The 16,689-nt window shown below is 54.1% G+C and carries 19 protein-coding genes and 1 pseudogene; 15 read left to right on the top strand and 5 right to left on the bottom strand.

Annotated features, from left to right (window positions below; translation table 11 throughout):
• The first annotated feature begins 571 nt into the window (after window positions 1–571).
• Window positions 572–847, top strand: a complete 276-nt coding sequence (locus NB640_RS00880) for a tetratricopeptide repeat protein (RefSeq protein ID WP_269309260.1) — start codon at window positions 572–574, stop codon at window positions 845–847.
• 140 nt (window positions 848–987) lie between these two features.
• On the opposite strand, the gene NB640_RS00875 is transcribed toward NB640_RS00880, so the two are convergent.
• Complete coding sequence (locus tag NB640_RS00875) at window positions 988–1,728, bottom strand: NRDE family protein (protein ID WP_269309259.1); 741 nt, start codon at window positions 1,726–1,728, stop codon at window positions 988–990.
• Between the two features lie 13 nt (window positions 1,729–1,741).
• Window positions 1,742–2,737: a CAF17-like 4Fe-4S cluster assembly/insertion protein YgfZ gene (gene ygfZ, locus NB640_RS00870; RefSeq protein ID WP_269309258.1), complete on the bottom strand. Its 996-nt coding sequence runs from the start codon at window positions 2,735–2,737 to the stop codon at window positions 1,742–1,744.
• Window positions 2,738–2,919: 182 nt separating this feature from the next.
• On the opposite strand from ygfZ, the gene mltG reads away from it, so the two are divergent.
• The 3 genes from mltG to NB640_RS00855 all read left to right on the top strand — a co-directional run bounded on the left by mltG (window position 2,920) and on the right by NB640_RS00855 (window position 5,317).
• On the top strand, window positions 2,920–3,915 hold the full coding sequence (mltG, locus tag NB640_RS00865; protein WP_269309257.1) for an endolytic transglycosylase MltG: 996 nt from the start codon (window positions 2,920–2,922) through the stop codon (window positions 3,913–3,915).
• Entirely contained in the window at window positions 3,912–4,547 is a 636-nt protein-coding gene (tmk, locus tag NB640_RS00860; protein ID WP_269309256.1) for a dTMP kinase, read from the top strand. Before mltG ends, tmk begins: the two co-directional genes overlap by 4 nt.
• A gap of 227 nt (window positions 4,548–4,774) precedes the next feature.
• Window positions 4,775–5,317, top strand: coding sequence for a DUF7831 domain-containing protein (locus NB640_RS00855; protein WP_269309255.1), 543 nt, complete (start codon window positions 4,775–4,777; stop codon window positions 5,315–5,317).
• A 512-nt stretch (window positions 5,318–5,829) separates the two neighbouring features.
• On the opposite strand, the gene NB640_RS00850 is transcribed toward NB640_RS00855, so the two are convergent.
• Complete coding sequence (locus NB640_RS00850; protein ID WP_269309253.1) at window positions 5,830–6,252, bottom strand: hypothetical protein; 423 nt, start codon at window positions 6,250–6,252, stop codon at window positions 5,830–5,832.
• Between the two features lie 481 nt (window positions 6,253–6,733).
• Here NB640_RS00850 and NB640_RS00845 point away from each other — a divergent pair, with 481 nt between their 5' ends.
• The 7 genes and pseudogenes from NB640_RS00845 (at window position 6,734) to NB640_RS00825 (ending at window position 11,470) form a co-directional block, all read left to right on the top strand.
• On the top strand, window positions 6,734–8,248 hold the full coding sequence (locus NB640_RS00845) for a tetratricopeptide repeat protein (RefSeq protein WP_269309252.1): 1,515 nt from the start codon (window positions 6,734–6,736) through the stop codon (window positions 8,246–8,248).
• Between the two features lie 19 nt (window positions 8,249–8,267).
• A complete protein-coding gene (locus NB640_RS00840; protein WP_269309251.1) occupies window positions 8,268–9,332 on the top strand; it encodes a tetratricopeptide repeat protein in 1,065 nt (354 codons plus the stop codon).
• Between the two features lie 68 nt (window positions 9,333–9,400).
• Window positions 9,401–9,487: pseudogene (locus NB640_RS12985) on the top strand (SEL1-like repeat protein); the annotation flags it as partial.
• A 9-nt stretch (window positions 9,488–9,496) separates the two neighbouring features.
• A complete protein-coding gene (locus NB640_RS12940) occupies window positions 9,497–9,586 on the top strand; it encodes a hypothetical protein (RefSeq protein ID WP_332880219.1) in 90 nt (29 codons plus the stop codon).
• A gap of 112 nt (window positions 9,587–9,698) precedes the next feature.
• Window positions 9,699–10,403, top strand: coding sequence for a tetratricopeptide repeat protein (locus NB640_RS00835; RefSeq protein ID WP_269309250.1), 705 nt, complete (start codon window positions 9,699–9,701; stop codon window positions 10,401–10,403).
• 397 nt (window positions 10,404–10,800) lie between these two features.
• Window positions 10,801–11,166, top strand: a complete 366-nt coding sequence (locus tag NB640_RS00830) for a porin (RefSeq protein WP_269309249.1) — start codon at window positions 10,801–10,803, stop codon at window positions 11,164–11,166.
• 22 nt (window positions 11,167–11,188) lie between these two features.
• Window positions 11,189–11,470, top strand: a complete 282-nt coding sequence (locus NB640_RS00825; RefSeq protein WP_269309248.1) for a porin — start codon at window positions 11,189–11,191, stop codon at window positions 11,468–11,470.
• Window positions 11,471–11,981: 511 nt separating this feature from the next.
• Here NB640_RS00825 and NB640_RS00820 read toward each other — a convergent pair.
• Window positions 11,982–12,713: a MarR family winged helix-turn-helix transcriptional regulator gene (locus NB640_RS00820; protein WP_269309247.1), complete on the bottom strand. Its 732-nt coding sequence runs from the start codon at window positions 12,711–12,713 to the stop codon at window positions 11,982–11,984.
• 183 nt (window positions 12,714–12,896) lie between these two features.
• Here NB640_RS00820 and NB640_RS00815 point away from each other — a divergent pair, with 183 nt between their 5' ends.
• A complete protein-coding gene (locus NB640_RS00815) occupies window positions 12,897–14,204 on the top strand; it encodes a hypothetical protein (protein ID WP_269309246.1) in 1,308 nt (435 codons plus the stop codon).
• 199 nt (window positions 14,205–14,403) lie between these two features.
• On the opposite strand, the gene NB640_RS00810 is transcribed toward NB640_RS00815, so the two are convergent.
• Entirely contained in the window at window positions 14,404–14,694 is a 291-nt protein-coding gene (locus NB640_RS00810) for a hypothetical protein (protein ID WP_269309245.1), read from the bottom strand.
• 328 nt (window positions 14,695–15,022) lie between these two features.
• Between NB640_RS00810 and NB640_RS00805 the strand changes: the two genes are divergently transcribed.
• The 3 genes from NB640_RS00805 to NB640_RS13110 all read left to right on the top strand — a co-directional run bounded on the left by NB640_RS00805 (window position 15,023) and on the right by NB640_RS13110 (window position 16,636).
• Window positions 15,023–15,502 carry a tetratricopeptide repeat protein gene (locus tag NB640_RS00805; protein ID WP_269309244.1) on the top strand — a complete coding sequence of 160 codons (480 nt, stop codon included), beginning with the start codon at window positions 15,023–15,025 and terminating at the stop codon, window positions 15,500–15,502.
• A 56-nt stretch (window positions 15,503–15,558) separates the two neighbouring features.
• Window positions 15,559–16,401 (top strand): tetratricopeptide repeat protein, encoded by an 843-nt coding sequence (locus NB640_RS00800; protein ID WP_269309243.1) that lies wholly within the window; start codon window positions 15,559–15,561, stop codon window positions 16,399–16,401.
• A 61-nt stretch (window positions 16,402–16,462) separates the two neighbouring features.
• Complete coding sequence (locus NB640_RS13110; protein WP_269309242.1) at window positions 16,463–16,636, top strand: transposase; 174 nt, start codon at window positions 16,463–16,465, stop codon at window positions 16,634–16,636.
• Window positions 16,637–16,689 lie beyond the last annotated feature (53 nt).

Genomic DNA, 16,689 nt, shown 5'->3' with positions numbered 1-16,689 from the left:
GCTGCCAGTGTGAAACGCAACCTTTCGGGAGGGGAAAAAGGAAATAAACATAATGCCAAACTTGCGCCCAAAGGTCGAGAAAAAATGTGCATGCAGATGAAAAAAGAGTCGATCCATTATGGTTTCCGGTTCCGGTGCAGGCAAGACAGCCAAAAACTGCATTATCCTCCCTGAATTAGTTTTCCAGCGGGTATGATCCTCACTTGTTTTTCATTAAAAACAAAAGGTTACGTTGGTATCGGACAAACATTCCCCGGATAGCCTTGACAGCATGAAATGTGGCGTATAACAGAAGAGGAAAAACACATTCAACCATCCATTCAGGGAGAGCCCATGGGGAAATACGATACATTTGATTTTGACACAGATGACGAGAGTGACGGCATCATTCTGTTCGGAACCAATAACAGACCGGAACGATTCAAAGCAGACAATGCAGACATGGCAAAGCCGCCTATGAAAAAGCGGCAAAAAAGGGGAACGTCAATTCGATGGTGCTTCTCGGCTCAATTTATGCAAGAGGAGGGGCGGGATCGAACAGAGCTGGAAAGAGGCATTCCGCTGGTACAGCATGGCAGCAGAAAAAGGAGAAAAAACCCAGGCAGCACTCAGCCTTGGCCTCATTTACCTGCACGGGAATGACAGGGATATCGACAACGAAAAAGCCAAATACTGGCTGACGATCGCCGCAGAAAACGGTGAGCCACGGGCAACTTACTGGCTGGGTGTAATGCACCAGTACGGCTTCGGTTACCCGAAAGACATCAATAGGGCTCGGGAATGCTACCAAAAGGCGCTTAACGCCGGGGTGAAGGAATCGCAAGAAAAGCTGGATGAGTTGAAATAAGAGGAATACAGCACCTGTTATCCGTTTTTTTCAGTAAATGCCCGAAGTGCAGCAACCTGCCTTTCAGCCCGGCAGCGGTTCAGGTAATACGCCTAGGTTCTGCTATCAAATCATGGCTGAATGTTATTTGTTAGCAGAACCTAGCGTATTACGCGTTCATCCAGAACCGGCGGTTTATCGTTGTAAAGCTGTGCCAGCGTGGAAGCGCGGGTACCATATTCCGGTGTGATGATGCACACCGAAGACAGCGCTTTTTCCCTTTCCCTGCCGATGCCGGTGTCCGGCAGGTGGGCTTCCGGCGCGGGGGTGGTGTCGGAAAGCATCTCAAAATACGCTTCCATCGGCGCACGCTGACCTAAAAGGCTCGCAAACTGTGCGCGGGTACGGACCACCTTGGGCCATGGATCATTCAACAGCGCATTGGACAGGCCATAAATACCGGGAGCAAGCGGTTTCCCGTTGGTGGAGCGGCCATAGCCGCAGTTGGAAAACCAGATCATCGACTCCGCATCGCCCACCAGCAGATTGAAGCCGTTGTACTTGTGGGCATGCTTCCTGATACTGGCAATGTATGCATCCGGTGAAAGATCGCTCTCCAGGAAATCACTCACCAGCTTGCCGCGGGTGGTGTCCCTGGGCTTCATAAACTGGGGAGCGCGCACGTTCGTAATCGCGGCAAAACGGTTATTTTTCCGCTTCTCGCCATCCCGGATACCCATCCAGGTCCCGCCGCCTTCCAGGTCCCGCCCGGCATAAATATCCGGAAAATCGGTCCACCAGTGTGCCGGCTCGGCAGGACGGGCATAAAACTCATCACGATTGGCGGCGGCGATCAGGGGAACCGAGGGAACAACCTGCCAGGCAAAAACAATCAGACACATATCAGCAACCCTTTTAGGATTCTCCTGCCTCATCCGGCAGTGCATAGGGGAGGGGGGTAATGTGAAGCGCCGGGCCGTCAAGGGCACCCAGGCGCAGTGAACCGGAAGCAGAAAGCTCCCGTGACACGACCATGAGGCAATCAATGCGTCCGGTATCAAACCTTGCCGCCCGTACGACAATACCGCAGGCCTCATGAGGCGCTTTCGTATCAAAAACATCCAGTCCGGGCACAATCCCGGCCTCACGCGCCGTTTTTTCACCCGGTATCCCGGCATAAGCCGGCAGCATCCTGCGCTTTAAGGTGCCGCGGAACTGTGTCCGGGCCACGATTTCCTGTCCCGGATAGCAGCCTTTCGTAAAACTCAGGCCGTCCACGAGTTCCATATTCATCATCTGCGGCACAAAACGGTTCTGGGTCGCTTCATATACCTGCGGCAAGCCTGCGGCAATATCGCCCAGCGCCCAGTCCTCATCGTTTGCTATATACAACGTATCAGAAAGGGAAGCGCTGGCAGCCCTTGCCGCAGCCGGTAAAACCCATAAAAAGCGCGCACCGCCAAAAGCATCCGTTACCCGGATGAGCGTACCCGGTGCCGATTCTGTTTTGTCATAAGCACTGTCCGGCAGGGCGGAAAAAACAGATGCCAGGGCGTCAGGCGCTTTTTTTCCGCCCAGGCCATGGATGGCGTATTCATCACTCACATCCGTCATCGTCACTTTCGAGCGCAGGATATAAATCTGCAGGCGCGTAAGCAGTGCCGGCAAAATCTCCCGCGGCATCATCAGCCAGATATCGCTGACGGACTTCCATACCAGCAGGATGGCTAAAAGACGGCCCTCCGGTGTGCAGTAGCCGGCCATACGCGCCTCATCGGCCTTCAGGCGGGCGATGTCATGCGAAAGCTGGCCATGAATGAATGTGACGGCATCCTCACCTGACACCCGTACCAGGCCATAGCTTTCAAGCGGGGCCACAAAGCCCGATTCCAGTTGTTCAATCGAACGCATCTTACTCCTTCCTGTCAGCATAGGGTCAAACCGGCAAAGAAACATTTCCGGCGAAAATAAAGCCGGTTTTCATGAGAAAATACCCACTTTTCCTGCCGCCTTGAATTGACGGGAACCCCCGTCAACCAAAAAAGCATACCCATTATAAAGAGGATATCAATTTTCTGCCGGACCCCGACCATATGACCTTTTTCAAAAGAATCTTCCTTGTCGTTGCCGTCCTGTTTGTCCTTATGATGTCAGGCTTTGCCTGGTGGGCCAACGCCGCCATCTCACCGTCAAAAGAAGCGATTCCTTTCGATATCCGTCCGGGCGGGCTCAACTACGTGATTGACCAGTTGAACAGCCAGGGCATTGAAATCAATGGCAGCCTCTTTTCCCTGCTGGTTCGCGTCACCGGCAATGCCAAAAAACTCAAGGCCGGCAGCTATGAAATGAAGCCCGGTGAAACCCCGTCTGATCTGATGGAGCGCCTTGCCAAAGGCCTGGTTTCCTATGAATCCATCACCATTGTGGAAGGGTGGACCTTCAAACAGATGCGCGAAGCCATGGCTGCGCACCCCAAACTCAAGCATGACACCGACCATCTGACCGAGCGCGAACTCATCGAGCAGCTCAAAATCACGTGGGGTGCAACCGAAGGCCTCTTTTTCCCGAGCACCTACCTCTTTATGCGCGGCGCGAGTGATATGCAGATCTATCGGCAGGCGCATGAAGAATTGATGAAAAGGCTCTATGCCTACTGGGAAAAACGCGATCCGGCACTGCCGTACAAGACACCGTATGAAGCTCTCGTCATGGCCTCCATCGTGGAAAAAGAAACCGGGCATCCCGAAGACCGCGCCCATATAGCCGGTGTGTTCACCAATCGCCTGAAAATCGGCATGAAACTCCAGACCGACCCCACCGTGATCTATGGCATGGGTGACAAATACAAAGGCGTGATCTACAAGTCTAGCCTGACGACAGATACCCCATACAATACCTATACCCGCTTTGGCCTGCCGCCCACACCGATCGCACTGGTTGGCGACGCCGCATTGAATGCCACCTTCAATCCCGCGAAGACCGAAGCCCTGTACTTTGTTTCCCGGGCGGATGGCACCGGAAAGAGCGAATTCACCACCAACCTGGCTGACCATAACAGGGCAGTCGACAAATTTCTGCGAAACAAATGAAACCAGCCGCCCAAAACCCGCCTGAAGGACGCTTCATCACATTTGAAGGTATTGATGGCGCAGGCAAATCCACCCATATCGACTTTATCAGCAATCTTGTCAGGGATGCCGGAAAAGAAGTGGTGGTGACACGGGAGCCGGGCGGCACCGCACTGGGCGAAAAGTTGAGAGCGCTGTTGCTCCATGAAAAGATGAATCTGGAAACCGAAGCGCTGCTTATGTTTGCCGCCCGGCGCGAGCATATCAACGCCGTCATTGCGCCCGCACTTTCCCGTGGGGCATGGGTGATTTCCGACCGTTTTACCGATGCGAGCTTTGCCTACCAGGGCGGGGGCCGGGGGCTATCGCTGGAAAAGCTGGCTGCGCTTGAAGCATGGGTACATCCCCACCTGCAACCCGATATGACCTTTCTTTTTGATATCCCGCCTCATATCGCCAGCGCCCGTCTGGAGGCAGTGCGTACACGGGACAAGTTTGAAAGCGAAGCCGAAGCCTTTTTCCAGCGTGTCCGCGCCGAATACCTCCGGCGGGCAGCTGAATTTCCCTCGCGTTTCAGGATCATCGACAGCACACAGTCGATTCCTGACATACAGGACCAGCTGCAGCAGATGCTGCGCCCGCTCCTTTCATAAACAAGCCTTTTTCCATCCCTTTCACGTGCAGGTTGGCGGCTTTTCCAATCGGCCTCCTGTGCGCCGGATGCCCGTACCGGCCTCCTCAGTTTTTCTCCCTTTTCATCTTTGTTAGTGCTATTTTGAAAAAAATTACATATTTGGGCGAAAAATGAACCTGCGCCAGCAAAACTGATGACTTCAGGAGAGCACAGGCGTACAACCAGCAAGCGAAGAGGAGGAAGATAATGGGAATAAACAAGGTGACGCTGACGTTACAGGAAGACGGTTCTGTTAAATCAACGAACAAGGATGTCGATAAGCGGATTATCAATTATCTGGCATCACAGTTGGAAGCATGGAATCCGACAGTAAGTGGTAAATGGGTGTCAGCCAATATCTTTGAATGCGACCAAGTCTGGAAAGAAAGCGATGTCAAAGCCAATCCGGACTATATTTTCGTCTATGGGGACAATGACCAGCACAAGGGTGAGGGTGGTCAGGCAGTTATCCGTTACGCAAAGAACGGCCTGCCAATCCGGACAAAGAAAGCACCAGGCTATGATGAGGCAGACTACTATATTGATGCCGAATACAAGGAAAACATCAAAAAGCTCGATGAAGACTTTGCCGCTGTCAAAAAAGCGCTGGAAGAGGGCAAAAAAGTGGTCATCAGTGCCAATGGCTATGGAAACGGGCTGTCCCGTATGCCGACAAAATGTCCAAGAACATATGAACATCTGGAGAAAAAACTGGATGAGCTGATTCGTGGAGACGGCGGCTGGAGATAACAGCAGCCACACTATAAAGCCGCTTTAATGAACTACTACAGGTTAATACCCTTCGCTTGTTTTTCTCTCTACGATGGGATTAGTCCTCGAGATTAGGGCGGCTACCCATTGCTTGTGTTTGAGTCTGCGATGAGATTGGCTCTTGAGATTGGATTCATCAGGTGGGTGGCTGACCCACGGCAGGTTACTTTTTTGTCTTGCCACAAAAGAAGTAACCAAAAAAAGGCACCGCAACGCCTTGCCCCCTGACGGGGGTGCCCGGAGCTGCTCGTCGTGACAGGGGCGGCAGCCGGAATTCGCTGCGCTCAAACAGCCGTCTGCGAAGCTCCAGTCGCTCCTCACTGTCCCGGCTACGGTGCAATCGCGGATTTTAGTAGAGAAGTGACACCACTATGTGGTGTCAAGATGCCCCCGCTTCGCGGACGGCATGGCAGCGAAGCTGCCGTTGAAAAAGCGATAAGCGTGAGAGCACGTAGGGGACAGCATAGCTGTCCTGTTGCCGGTACATCCTGTCAAATGATGTGAATCTCCATGCCGGATGAGAGCGGGTTGTCCGATTTGAAGACGACGTTTTTGCCGGTTTCCTGCGCTTCTTTGATCATGCGTTCAAAGTGGTCCAGAAAGGAGATAAAGTCGGCTTTGTTGACGGTGACGAACACATCTTTTGTATCGGGGTCGAGCTCGGTAGCCAGGAACTCATCCCATTTTTCGGGATTGTCCACGATGCGTTTTTTGGCGTCAGCGATCATTTTCATGAGTCGCGGGAGTTCTTCCGGGGTAAAGATGGTGTCTTCGAGAAGGTCAATGTATTTTTCCGTGTCGTTGAAAAGCTCTTCGATTTCGCCATGGAGTGCCCAGTAGTAGATTTCTTCATAGAAGATGAGACGTTCTTCCATGTTGTCAGTGTTTTCACCAATTCCAGCGGTAAACGGCATAAGGCCACCTGTCGTTTAAGAAGGGTTAAGGGGTCGATGGGGTTTATTGTGGCATAGCCGCAGGATGGGGACAATGCTTTTTTTGCCTGCGGGAAATACTTTCCTGTTGTTTTGTCCTGTATCAGGGGGCTGGCTGGACTTGCCGCTGTGGTTCTTTGCTATCTGCTGCCACGTGCGAAAGGGATACTTCAAAAAGCGCGTGATGGCAGCAGGCTCAGCCCTCATTAGCCGGTCTGCTGTAAAGCGGCTTTTTCTCGCCGACTTTCGCTGCCGCTTCAAAATGGAACTCGTCATATGCCAGATACGACTTCGTCCGGTTTTTCCCTTGCGCCTTGACAGACAGGAAAAATCTGCTTTTTGCTCACGATAAATTAATGAGAGCTGAGTCTGGGGAACGCAGTATAATGCCAGCTGGAGGAACTGTACCGCAGGCCGGATCACGGGCAAAAAAGCAGGGCATGGCAGGTAACTGAAGCTGAGGATGAATGCGATGAATAGGGGATGGTTTGGGCGTAAGGGGTTTAAAAGCGGGGCTGCGGCTTTTTTTGCGGCGGCCTTTTTTGTTGCCTTTTCCGGTGCCGCACAGGCTGCCCAGGGAGATTTTGAGGAAGGTACCCGTGCTTATGCCAGTGGGGACTATGACAAGGCGTTTACCTTTACCATGCGTGCGGCTGAAGATGGCGATGCACGCGCCCGGACGGCTGTCGGCCTGATGTATGAGCTGGGGCGCGGTACGAGGCGAAGCGGCAGGGAAGCCGTGCGCTGGTACCGTGAGGCGGCAAAGCAGCAATTTCCGATGGCGCTTTTCAAGATGGGGGAGATGTACGAGTACGGTATCGGGGTGAAGCAAAGCGATGAGGAAGCGCTTTCCTGGTACAGGAGGGCGGCTAATGAGAATTATGGCGACACGCCATATATTGTTGGTACCTGGTACCGTGCCGGCAAAGGTACTGCAAAGAATGATTCCCAGGCGGCGCGCTGGCTGGAAAGGGCTGCCAAGAAAGGCAATATGCAGGCCCAGAAGATACTGGGTGAGATGTACCTGAAGGCGGAAGGGGTCATCCAGAGTGATGAAGACGCGGCCAAGTGGTATCTCAAGGCGGCCCAGCAGGGGGATGCCGAATCGCAGTACGCAATGGGGCTTTTGTATATTTTCGGGCGTGGTGTGTACCAGGATGCCGAGGATGGCATCAAGATGTTTGAACAGGCCGCCGCACAGGGCTACGAAGATGCCTACTATGAGCTGGGTATCATGAATCTCTACGGCGAAGGGCTGTGGATGAAAAAACCGGCGATGGCCTATGAATGGTTGAAAAAATCAGCAGAGGCGGGCAATGCCAAAGGGATGTATGCACTGGGTGGCATGTACCAGAAAGGGTATGAGGGGGTGGTCGCCAAAAATGATGCTGAAGCGGCGCGCTGGTATGAAACGGCAGCCAGGAAGGGGCATGCGGGCGCTGCCGCTGCGCTGGGGATGATGTATATCACCGGAGACGGGGTGCCTGCAGATACCCGCCAGGCGATTACCTGGACGCATAAAGCGGCCATGCAGGGCGATGTGGCGGCGCAATTCAATCTGGGGGTCCTCTACAGCAAGGGCGAGAGCGGAACAACAGATTATGCCAAGGCGGCGGAATGGTTCAGGAAAGCGGCCGAGCAGGGGCATGCCATCGCCCAGTACAACCTGGGCTGGCTGTACGGCAACGGGCAGGGTGTGCCTTTTTCGGCCAACCGGACGTTCTACTGGTTTGAAAAAGCCGCGCGCCAGGGTAATGCGGATGCCCAGTATTCGCTTGGTATGCTGTTTGAAGAAGGCTGGAACGTGGAAAAGGATACCGGCAAGGCTATCGAGTGGTATCGACTGGCAGCAGCGCAGGATGATGTGAAGGCCAAAGAGCGGCTCAATGCCCTGGAAGGAAGAGCCACGTCTGTTTCCGGGACGGTGGATACAAATACCGGCAGCGCGTCATTTGAACAGCCGGACTTCATAAAGTGATGGCCTGGGAGCGGATGAAATGAAAAAAACGGTTTTACGGTTTGTGTCATGCGCCATGGTGGGCGCGGTGCTGTGTTTGCCGCCGGTTTTTGCGCAGGGACTCAAGCTGGGCGGCAAGGAGCCTTCCCTGCAGATACAGCAGGGCGGTACGGTTGAATCAACGATGAAAGAGGCTGAGGCGGGCAATGCCAGCGCACAGTATAACCTCGGGCTGATGTACCAGTTTGGGCGTGGCGTGAGGGCAGATGATGCCGAGGCGGTGAAGTGGTACCAGAAGGCGGCAGTGCAGGGCAATGCCAGCGCACAGACCAATCTGGGCCTGATGCTTCGTGAAGGGCGCGGTATCAAGGCGGATGACAGCCAGGCGCTGAAATGGTTTGGCGAGGCGGCGAAGAAGAATGATGTAAACGCCCAGTACAATCTCGGTGTCATGTACTGTGAGGGGTTTGGCACGGCGAAAGATGAACAGGAGGCAGCGACATGGTTTACCCGGGCCGCAGAGCAGGGCCATGCCCGCGCCCAGAATAACCTGGGTACGCTTTACCGTGACGGCTGCGGGGTGAAGGCCAGCGACAGGGAGGCGGTGAAGTGGTTCATGCGTGCGGCCGAACAGGGTAATGCCGACGGGCTTTTCAATATGGGCAGCATGGCCGAGGCGGGGCGCGGGATGAAAAAGGACTTGCCCCAGGCGCTTTCTTTTTATCGGAAAGCGGCTGAACAATCCCACACCGGCGCGGCTTTTGCTTTGGCAGGACTTTATGACCGGGGTATAGGCGTAAAACAGAATGCTGCCGAGGCCACCAAATGGTATGAGAAGGCAGCCCGCCAGGGCTTTGCTCCGGCGCAGTTCAATCTGGGGACCTTGTACCTTGAGGGAAGCGGCGTAAAAAAGGATGTGGCAACCGGGCTGAAATGGATAAAAGATGCGGGCGAGGCCGGGCTGGTACCCGCACAGATGTGGCTGGGCAATGCCTATGAGGCTGGCACTCTTGTGAAGCAGGATCTGGTGGAATCGGTGAAGTGGTACCGGAAAGCTGCCGCCCAGGGCAATACTGAAGCCCGGGAAAAACTCAACCGCATGTAAGTCTGTGATGCCAGGGACTATCCATTTTCCTTTCCGGCTGGCAGTGTGCCTGACAGCGCCCAGGGCCAATTCATGGTTGGCCAAGCGTATTTTATGGGAAGGGGGTAGCCCCTGACACGGAAAAGGCTTTTGAGTGGCACCAGCGTGCGGCAGAAAAAGGGCATGTGCTGGCTGCCTTTGCCGTAGGGATGGCTTATGCCAATGGCTGGGGAGTGGCACCTGACTGCATGGTGGCGGCCCGGTGGTTCATGTAGGCGGAGAAAGACGGCATCACGCCTGCCAAATGGCAATTGGAATGGCTGAACAGGGGACGTGCCCCCTGTCTTTTTGGCGTGCGCCAGAAGTAAAGGTATCAGGAGAAAAGGAATGGAACAAAATCCTAAGGTCAGGCGGCAGGCAGCGAGATGGCTGGCAGGCGTTTTTGTCGTACTGCTGGCTTTCGGGTCCGCCGGTCTGGTGCTGGCGGATGATTTTTCCGATGGTGCGGCGTATTTTCGCAACGGGCAGTATGAGCTGGCTTTTGCCGCTTATCTGCGCGCGGCAAAAGCCGGGCATGCCGGGGCACAGAACAATGTCGGCAATATGTGTGCCGAGGGCCTGGGTGTTGCAAAAAATGAGAAGGAAGCCTTGGGCTGGTTCAAGAAGTCAGCCGGCCAGGGTTTTGTGCTGGCACAGCGCAATATGGGCAAGATGTATGATGAAGGGCGTGGCGTAAAAAAGGATGAGACCAAGGCGTTGGCCTGGTTCAAGAAAGCAGGGGCTCAGGGTGATGCACTCTCGCAATTCATGGCGGGGCTCACGTATGCGCGGGGCGAGGGAATCAAGCGTGACTATACGCAGGCGCGCTTCTGGTTTACCCAGGCGGCTGACAGGGGCAATGTGAATGCGATGTACTCTCTTGGCATGCTGTGTGAAGCGGGGCTGGGCAAGCCGCAGGATATTGATGAGGCCCTGATGTGGTATGAAAAAGCGGCAGCCCGCAAGCACAAACAGGCAGCGGCCCGGATTGATGCTCTGCGCGCAGGCGGGGCAGCCGCTGCTGTGAAGCCGATCAAGGAATTGACTCAATAAGGTCGACAATCTGCTTTTCACGCTTGTTTTTGTTGTTTTTTACCGCATTTTTCGCGGAAAATGCGGTTTTTTCATGTGGTTTCAAGTAAAAAGCGACATGTCGAATGCCATATTTACTGATAAAAACTGTTTTGGATGAAAAACAGTCTGCCCCTGAAAAAACAACGAATTGAGCAGAGATAATGACGCAACGTCAGATAAGAAGACCCCTGATAATCCTGTCTGTTGCCAGTGCACTGACGGGACTGGTGCCTGCCGCACAGGCAGAGTCCCATTCGAATATCACGCTCTACGGGCTGGTGGATACCGGCTATATCAAGGAAGGCGGGCGTGACCTGACGATTGGCAACAACCGGGAAAGCCGCCTGGGCGTACGCGGATATGAAGATCTGGGGGGGTGGCCTATGGCAATTATCTTTATTCGGAGCAGCTTGCCAGCACGGTGCGCTATGACAGTCCTTCCTTTTCGGGCATTGCCTTTTCGCTTTCCTACAGCCTGGGCACCGATGAGGATATTTCCGCACTTTATGGTGCTGGTGCCTCACAGCAGTATTACTACAAAAGCGCGGGTAATGACGGTTTTAATGTGCTGATGAAATACGATGTGCGCCCGTTTCTTGTTTTTGCCAATTTCCAGCGGGCGGCAGACAGTAACAATTCCTACCTCTGGAATGCCGGGGTGGCTTACTGGCTTGGTCCGGCCAAGCTTTCCATCGGTTACCAGGACGGATGCTACAAGGTGTTTGCAGTAGCGAGGAGGTGAAGCAGCGCGACTGGATCATCGGGTGCAGCTCAAACTCGGGGCGGGTGAGTTAAATGCAGCCTTTAACTATGCCAGATATGATGGCCCGATCCATAATGATTTTGTCAGCGGGAAAAAGGTAGATGACAGTGTGAAGAAATACGCGCTGGGTTATACCTGCCGCTTCACGAAGCGTACGTCGATTTATGCGAATGTGGCGTTTACTGACAACGGCAGCAAGGCGGTGGGGATGGTGTATAACAATTTTCATACTTACCGGGAGTCATCGACGGGGTTTCAGTTAGGGATGACACATCAGTTTTAGGGGGCCGTGATTACGCGATGGCGGGGCGCGTTTGCGGCCCTTCGCTTGGTGTTGTTTGCTGCGATGGGATTGGCCCTCAAGATGGCGTCATAAGGCCGGTGGCTGACCGGCGGCAGGTTACTTTTATCTTGCCACAAAAAGCTAACCAAAAAAGGCACCGCAACACCTTGCCCCGCTAAAGCGGGGTTCCCCGCTGTGTGGGGGACGAGAAGTCCGCACGGCACTTTTGCGTTACTTTTTGCTGCCGGGCCAGTGGGGTAAGAACGAGCGAAGCGAGGACAAAAAGATCGTTACCGTGGGTCAATCACCCACCTTATTATCTCACTCTAAGGGCTAATCCCATCGTAGAGAACAAAACCATGCGAAGGGTATTACCTCAATTAAAAGGCCAATCTCATCGTAGACTCAAACACCAGCGAAGGACATGTAATCAATACTATCCTGACTACCATAAATAAAAGGCGGGTTGCCCCGCCTTTTATACTGAGAGAAGAAATTATCTGCTCTGGGATCAGCGTTCATGTTTATGCCCGCGGCCCCCACCGCCACAACATCCGTGATGAGCATGCCCATGCCCGTGACGTCCGCCGCGTCCGCGACCACCACCATCGGGATGGTCCGCGCCTTCTTCGCCAAAATGGTTGGAGCCCGGTCCGCGGCCACGCCGCTCGGGATTGCCACACTGACACTCGTGATGGCCTTCCCCGCCATGCCCGTGTCCACACACGCGGGGACCGTGCTCATGATTTCCCCGACCGCGTCCGCCTCGCCCGCGTCCCAGCACAGCGCCTGACTGGTCCTGCAGGCCATTTACAAATTTTTCCAACAGTTGTGAGAAGGTTTCCTGCTCGCTTTCGGTGAGGCTGGAAAGCAGCATGCCCATTCTTTCCTCGCGGGCTGCCTCGAATTGGGAGGCGCTTTCGCGCCCCGTCTTGGTCAAAAATACATGGCTCATGCGCCTGTCCGATTCGCTCTGGCGGCGCTCGATCATCCCGTTTGACTCCAGTTTGTCCAGGAGTTCGGAAAGGGAGGGGGGGCGTATATGAAGTAACTCGGCAAGCTCGCGCTGACCGATGCCGTCCCGCTCCTGCAAGAGGGCGATGATGCGTCCCTGCCCGCGATGACCGCCACGGCCATGCGTGTGGCCGTTTCCGCGCCCGTGCCCGCCACAAGGCGCGCGGTGCATGAGGTTTGTGCAGTGATGCAGGTGATGGAATATTTTTTCTGCGTTACTTCTGTTCATTTATTACTTCCTTTTTTATTAGGTACCTTATAAATTTACTGCTGCTGCTGGCAGGTGTCAAGCATTTTTTATTAGGTACCTGAATATTTTTGTAACAAAATATCGCAGTAGGCGAATGCCTGCGGGTGGGAAGGGTGCTCGCGGGATGGTAGAATCGCGTGGAGTCCGCAGGATAAAAGGCTTTTGAAACAGCGACCGGCAGATATGACGACGATTGAAGAGATCCTGAGAAGACGGATGCGCCTGCCCGCACCGAAGGTAAAGACGCCGGTGACGCCACGACAGCTTGGCGGGCTGGCCGTTCCTTTTCTATGGGCGATGATTTATCCGACCGACCGTTTTGCCGTGCTTTTGCATGTGCAGGGGACATGGCTTTATGAGCTGCTGTCGTTTCTGACGGCAGTGGCGATTTTTCTGGCGCTGCTTTTTTCACCACGCGATGATATTGTGCCCTGGGAGAAGGTGGCAGAGCCCAGGCAGCGGCTTTTCTTTTTTGTCGCCTGCGGCGTCTCCCTGGCAGGGCTTGCGTTGCTGGGGCTGACAGGCGGGGGATTCTGGACGTATATCTACCTGGCGCTGGCGGTGCTTACGCTGTTGTGGCTGGTGTTGCCGTACCTGGTGCTGTCGGGCAATCCTGGGGCCTTGAAACTCTTGCTGTTTTCGATGCGCATGGGGATGGTCTGGTTTACGTCGATGTTTTTGATCCTGGCGATCAAGGATGGTACAGGGCAGATCATGAGTAACAGCCTGCCAGCTGTGGCGCTGGGTTTTCTGGGGGGCATGTACTGGTGCTTTCTGCTGACTGCAAACCGCCTGACCTCTGACGAGGCCGGGGAGTGGCCGGCGCTTTTTCCAGGCTGGGGAAAATGTTACTGGACGGGGCTGCTGCTGTCTGCCTGTCTTGTGTTTTTGTGGGTGCTGACGGGTTTTACGAATGATGGAGGCGGACAGTATGGCGCAGCCGCGTACAACCTGTCTTTTCCATTTTATGATGTGGCGGCTTTTCTTGAGCCTTTTTCTTTTTCAAACGGGCCGCTTCTGCTTTTACATGCTATTCCCTGGCAGGAGATGATTTTTCCCGGATCGAGCACAGGTGAGGGAAGTCTGCTTCATATGCTTTCGCTGATGCACTGGCTGGGGCTTGCTTGCTTGGCCATAGCGTTTTTTGGTGCGTTTGGTGCCTTGTTTTCGGGGATGTTCCCGCGTGTTGCCATTATTTATGGGGTTTTGGCAGCAGGGATATCGGCAGCGGTGGCTTTCCAGGTAGTGTCGGTCTGGCAGGAGTTTGCCTTGCGTCCCTGGGAGCCGGATCATTGCCTGCATCCGCCGGATGCGTTGCATGGCTGGGGCTGTGCCAGCCGGTCGCTGGGCGGGTTGGATAATTTCATGCTGATGCGGCAGCATATCCCGGCGCTTGTCTGCTGTGTACTCGCGCTGGCGCTGGCGGCGGCCTTTTTGGTGTTGCTCATGAAAAACCGCATCCGCCGGTAGCTGTTAGGCTCAGCCCTCATTAATTGGTCTGCTGCAAAGCAGCTTTCCCGCCTGCCTTCGTTAACGGCTCAAAATTGACCTTGCCGACGATCCAATACGCCTTCGTCCAATTTTCCCCTTGCGCCTTGGCAGACAGGAAAAATTCGCTTTTCGTCCACGACAAATTAATGAGGGCTGAGCTTGGATGAAAGGCGGGAGGTTATGCCGATTTTGACATGACGCGGTTTAAGAGTGCCTGGGTTTTAACAAGGGCGAGATCAGCCTGCGCTTCGGTATAGACAGGCTCTCCCCGGTAATACACCTCGGGCAGGCAGCCGGCGTGGATCATCTCGATGGAGAGATGGTCAATGATTTCTTTTTTATGTGCCCGTAAAACAGGCAGGATTTCTTCAATGATATCTGCTGTGCCGCGTACCTTGACGGTGCCGTTTCCCAGGCAGAATTCAATACCGTGCTCGCGGCAGTAAGCAATCAATCTGGCAATGTTCATATCGGATCCTGATAGTGACAGGGAAATCCAGTGTAGTCATAGGAAATCATTCGCTTATGGAAATATCTCAAGCATTTGTGTATTATCGAAAAGCAGGCATGACAAAAGCCTGATAAACAGCAAACCCTGCGACTGTTTCACTGTAAATGGGCAAGACCTTTTTCCGCAACAGCCGCAAACGCGCATGGATGCGCTGTGAAATAAGGTGGCAAAAAATGAACAACTCAGTATTCACCTCCTCCTCCCCTGATCGGGCAGGAACACGGACGGCTCCCTCCTTTGTACGCCGTATTTTCCTCAAACTTTTTTTGCGCTGGCATGCCTTGGCATGGGGGGCACGCTTTTCGCGCAGGATTTTGCAGAAGGATTGACGTTTTATCACGAGAAAAAGTATGACAAGGCGCTTATCGCTTTTGAAAAGGCGGCAAAGGAAGGCAATATGGTTGCCCAGTACAATCTGGGCGTGATGTACTACAAGGGCTTTGGTGTGGAGGAAAATACGGCCAAAGCCTACAACTGGTACTGCAAGGCGGCTGAGCAGGAGTTGCCGCAGGCTGAATTTAATCTTGGTATTATGTATGTGCGCGGGCATGGCGTGAAAATGAGTGACCAGCAGGCGTTTTCGTGGTTTGAAAAGTCTGCCGAGCACGGCCTTGCGGATGCGCAGTATGCCCTGGGCATGATGTACCTGAGTGGCACGGGTGTGAGGCCAAACAGCCATGTGGCCGAGCAGTGGTTTGACAAGGCGGCCGGGCAGGGACATAAACTTGCCCAGAATCGATTGAAGAAACTTCGTAAAAACCGGTAATGCATAAAAAACGTTCTTTTTTTTCCTTTGTTTGCGCCCTTTCGGGGGCGCTTTTCTTGTCCGCTACCATCGGCTTGGTAACGCCATCGCATGCGGATACGGATGCCAGGGTCTACCTGGATGAAGGCTACCGGCTGTACCAGAAGCGGCAGTACAAGGAGGCGCTTCCCTTGATACAGAAGGCGGCTGAAGGGGGCAATCCGATGGCGCAGACGCTGATGGGGATGATGTACGAGGAAGGCCGCGGGGTGCCGCTCAATATGCATGAAGCCATCAAGTGGTATCGCCTGGGCGCACAGGGTGGCTCGACAACGGCGCAGACGGTGATGGGGCTTTTGTACCATGACGGGCGTGTGGTGAAAAAGGACCATGTCGAGGCGGTAAAGTGGCTTATGCTGGCGGCCAACAAGGGCCATGTGATGGCGCAGGGCATGCTGGCAGACAGCTACCGCAAGGGCGATGGGGTCAAGCGTGATGATGTTGAGGCCGCCAAATGGTACAGGAAGGCGGCCGAGCAGGGGGACCCGGCCTCGCAGTATAACATGGGCTATATGTACTACACCGGGGCTGGTGTCAAAAAGAGCGATGCGGAAGCGGTGCGCTGGCTGTCCTTGGCCGAAGCCAAAGGCGATATCCGTGCGAGGGCCCTTTTGGGGGTGATGCTGGTGCAGGGGCGTGGTATCAAGCGAAACCCCAAGCAGGGGATGGAGATGATCCAGAGCGCTGCGCACAGCGGCTCACCGGAGGCGCAATATCTTCTGGGATATGCGTATGAGACGGGCTCTATCGTGAAGAAGGATATTCCTGAAGCGGTGAGATGGTACCAACTGGCTGCCGAGCAGGGGTCGACGGATGCGAAGAAGCAGTTGCAGAAGTTGTATGAGCGGGGGGAATATTGAGGGGTTCCCCTGCATAATGGACACTTTGAAAAAGAGCCGATAATAAGGCAGGAGGAGTGTCATGCAAACAAGACGCAAATACACATCGGAGTACAAACATGAAGCGGTTCAACTGGTTATAAGCAGCGGTCAGTCGATTCGGCAGGTTGCTGGCAATCTGGGAATCCGCGTGATGAAAAATTGGCGCGATTGCGAAAAGAGCTTGCCCAGGTCAAAAAGGAGCGTGATTTTTTAAAGGACGCGGCAGTCTTCTTCGCGAAAGAATCGAAGTGAAAGACAAGACGATAG

The sequence above is a fragment of the Oxalobacter vibrioformis genome (genome assembly GCF_027118995.1).
GTDB lineage: Bacteria > Pseudomonadota > Gammaproteobacteria > Burkholderiales > Burkholderiaceae_D > Oxalobacter > Oxalobacter vibrioformis.
Note: the sequence above shows the minus strand (reverse complement) of the source record. Positions and strands in the feature narration are given on the sequence as shown.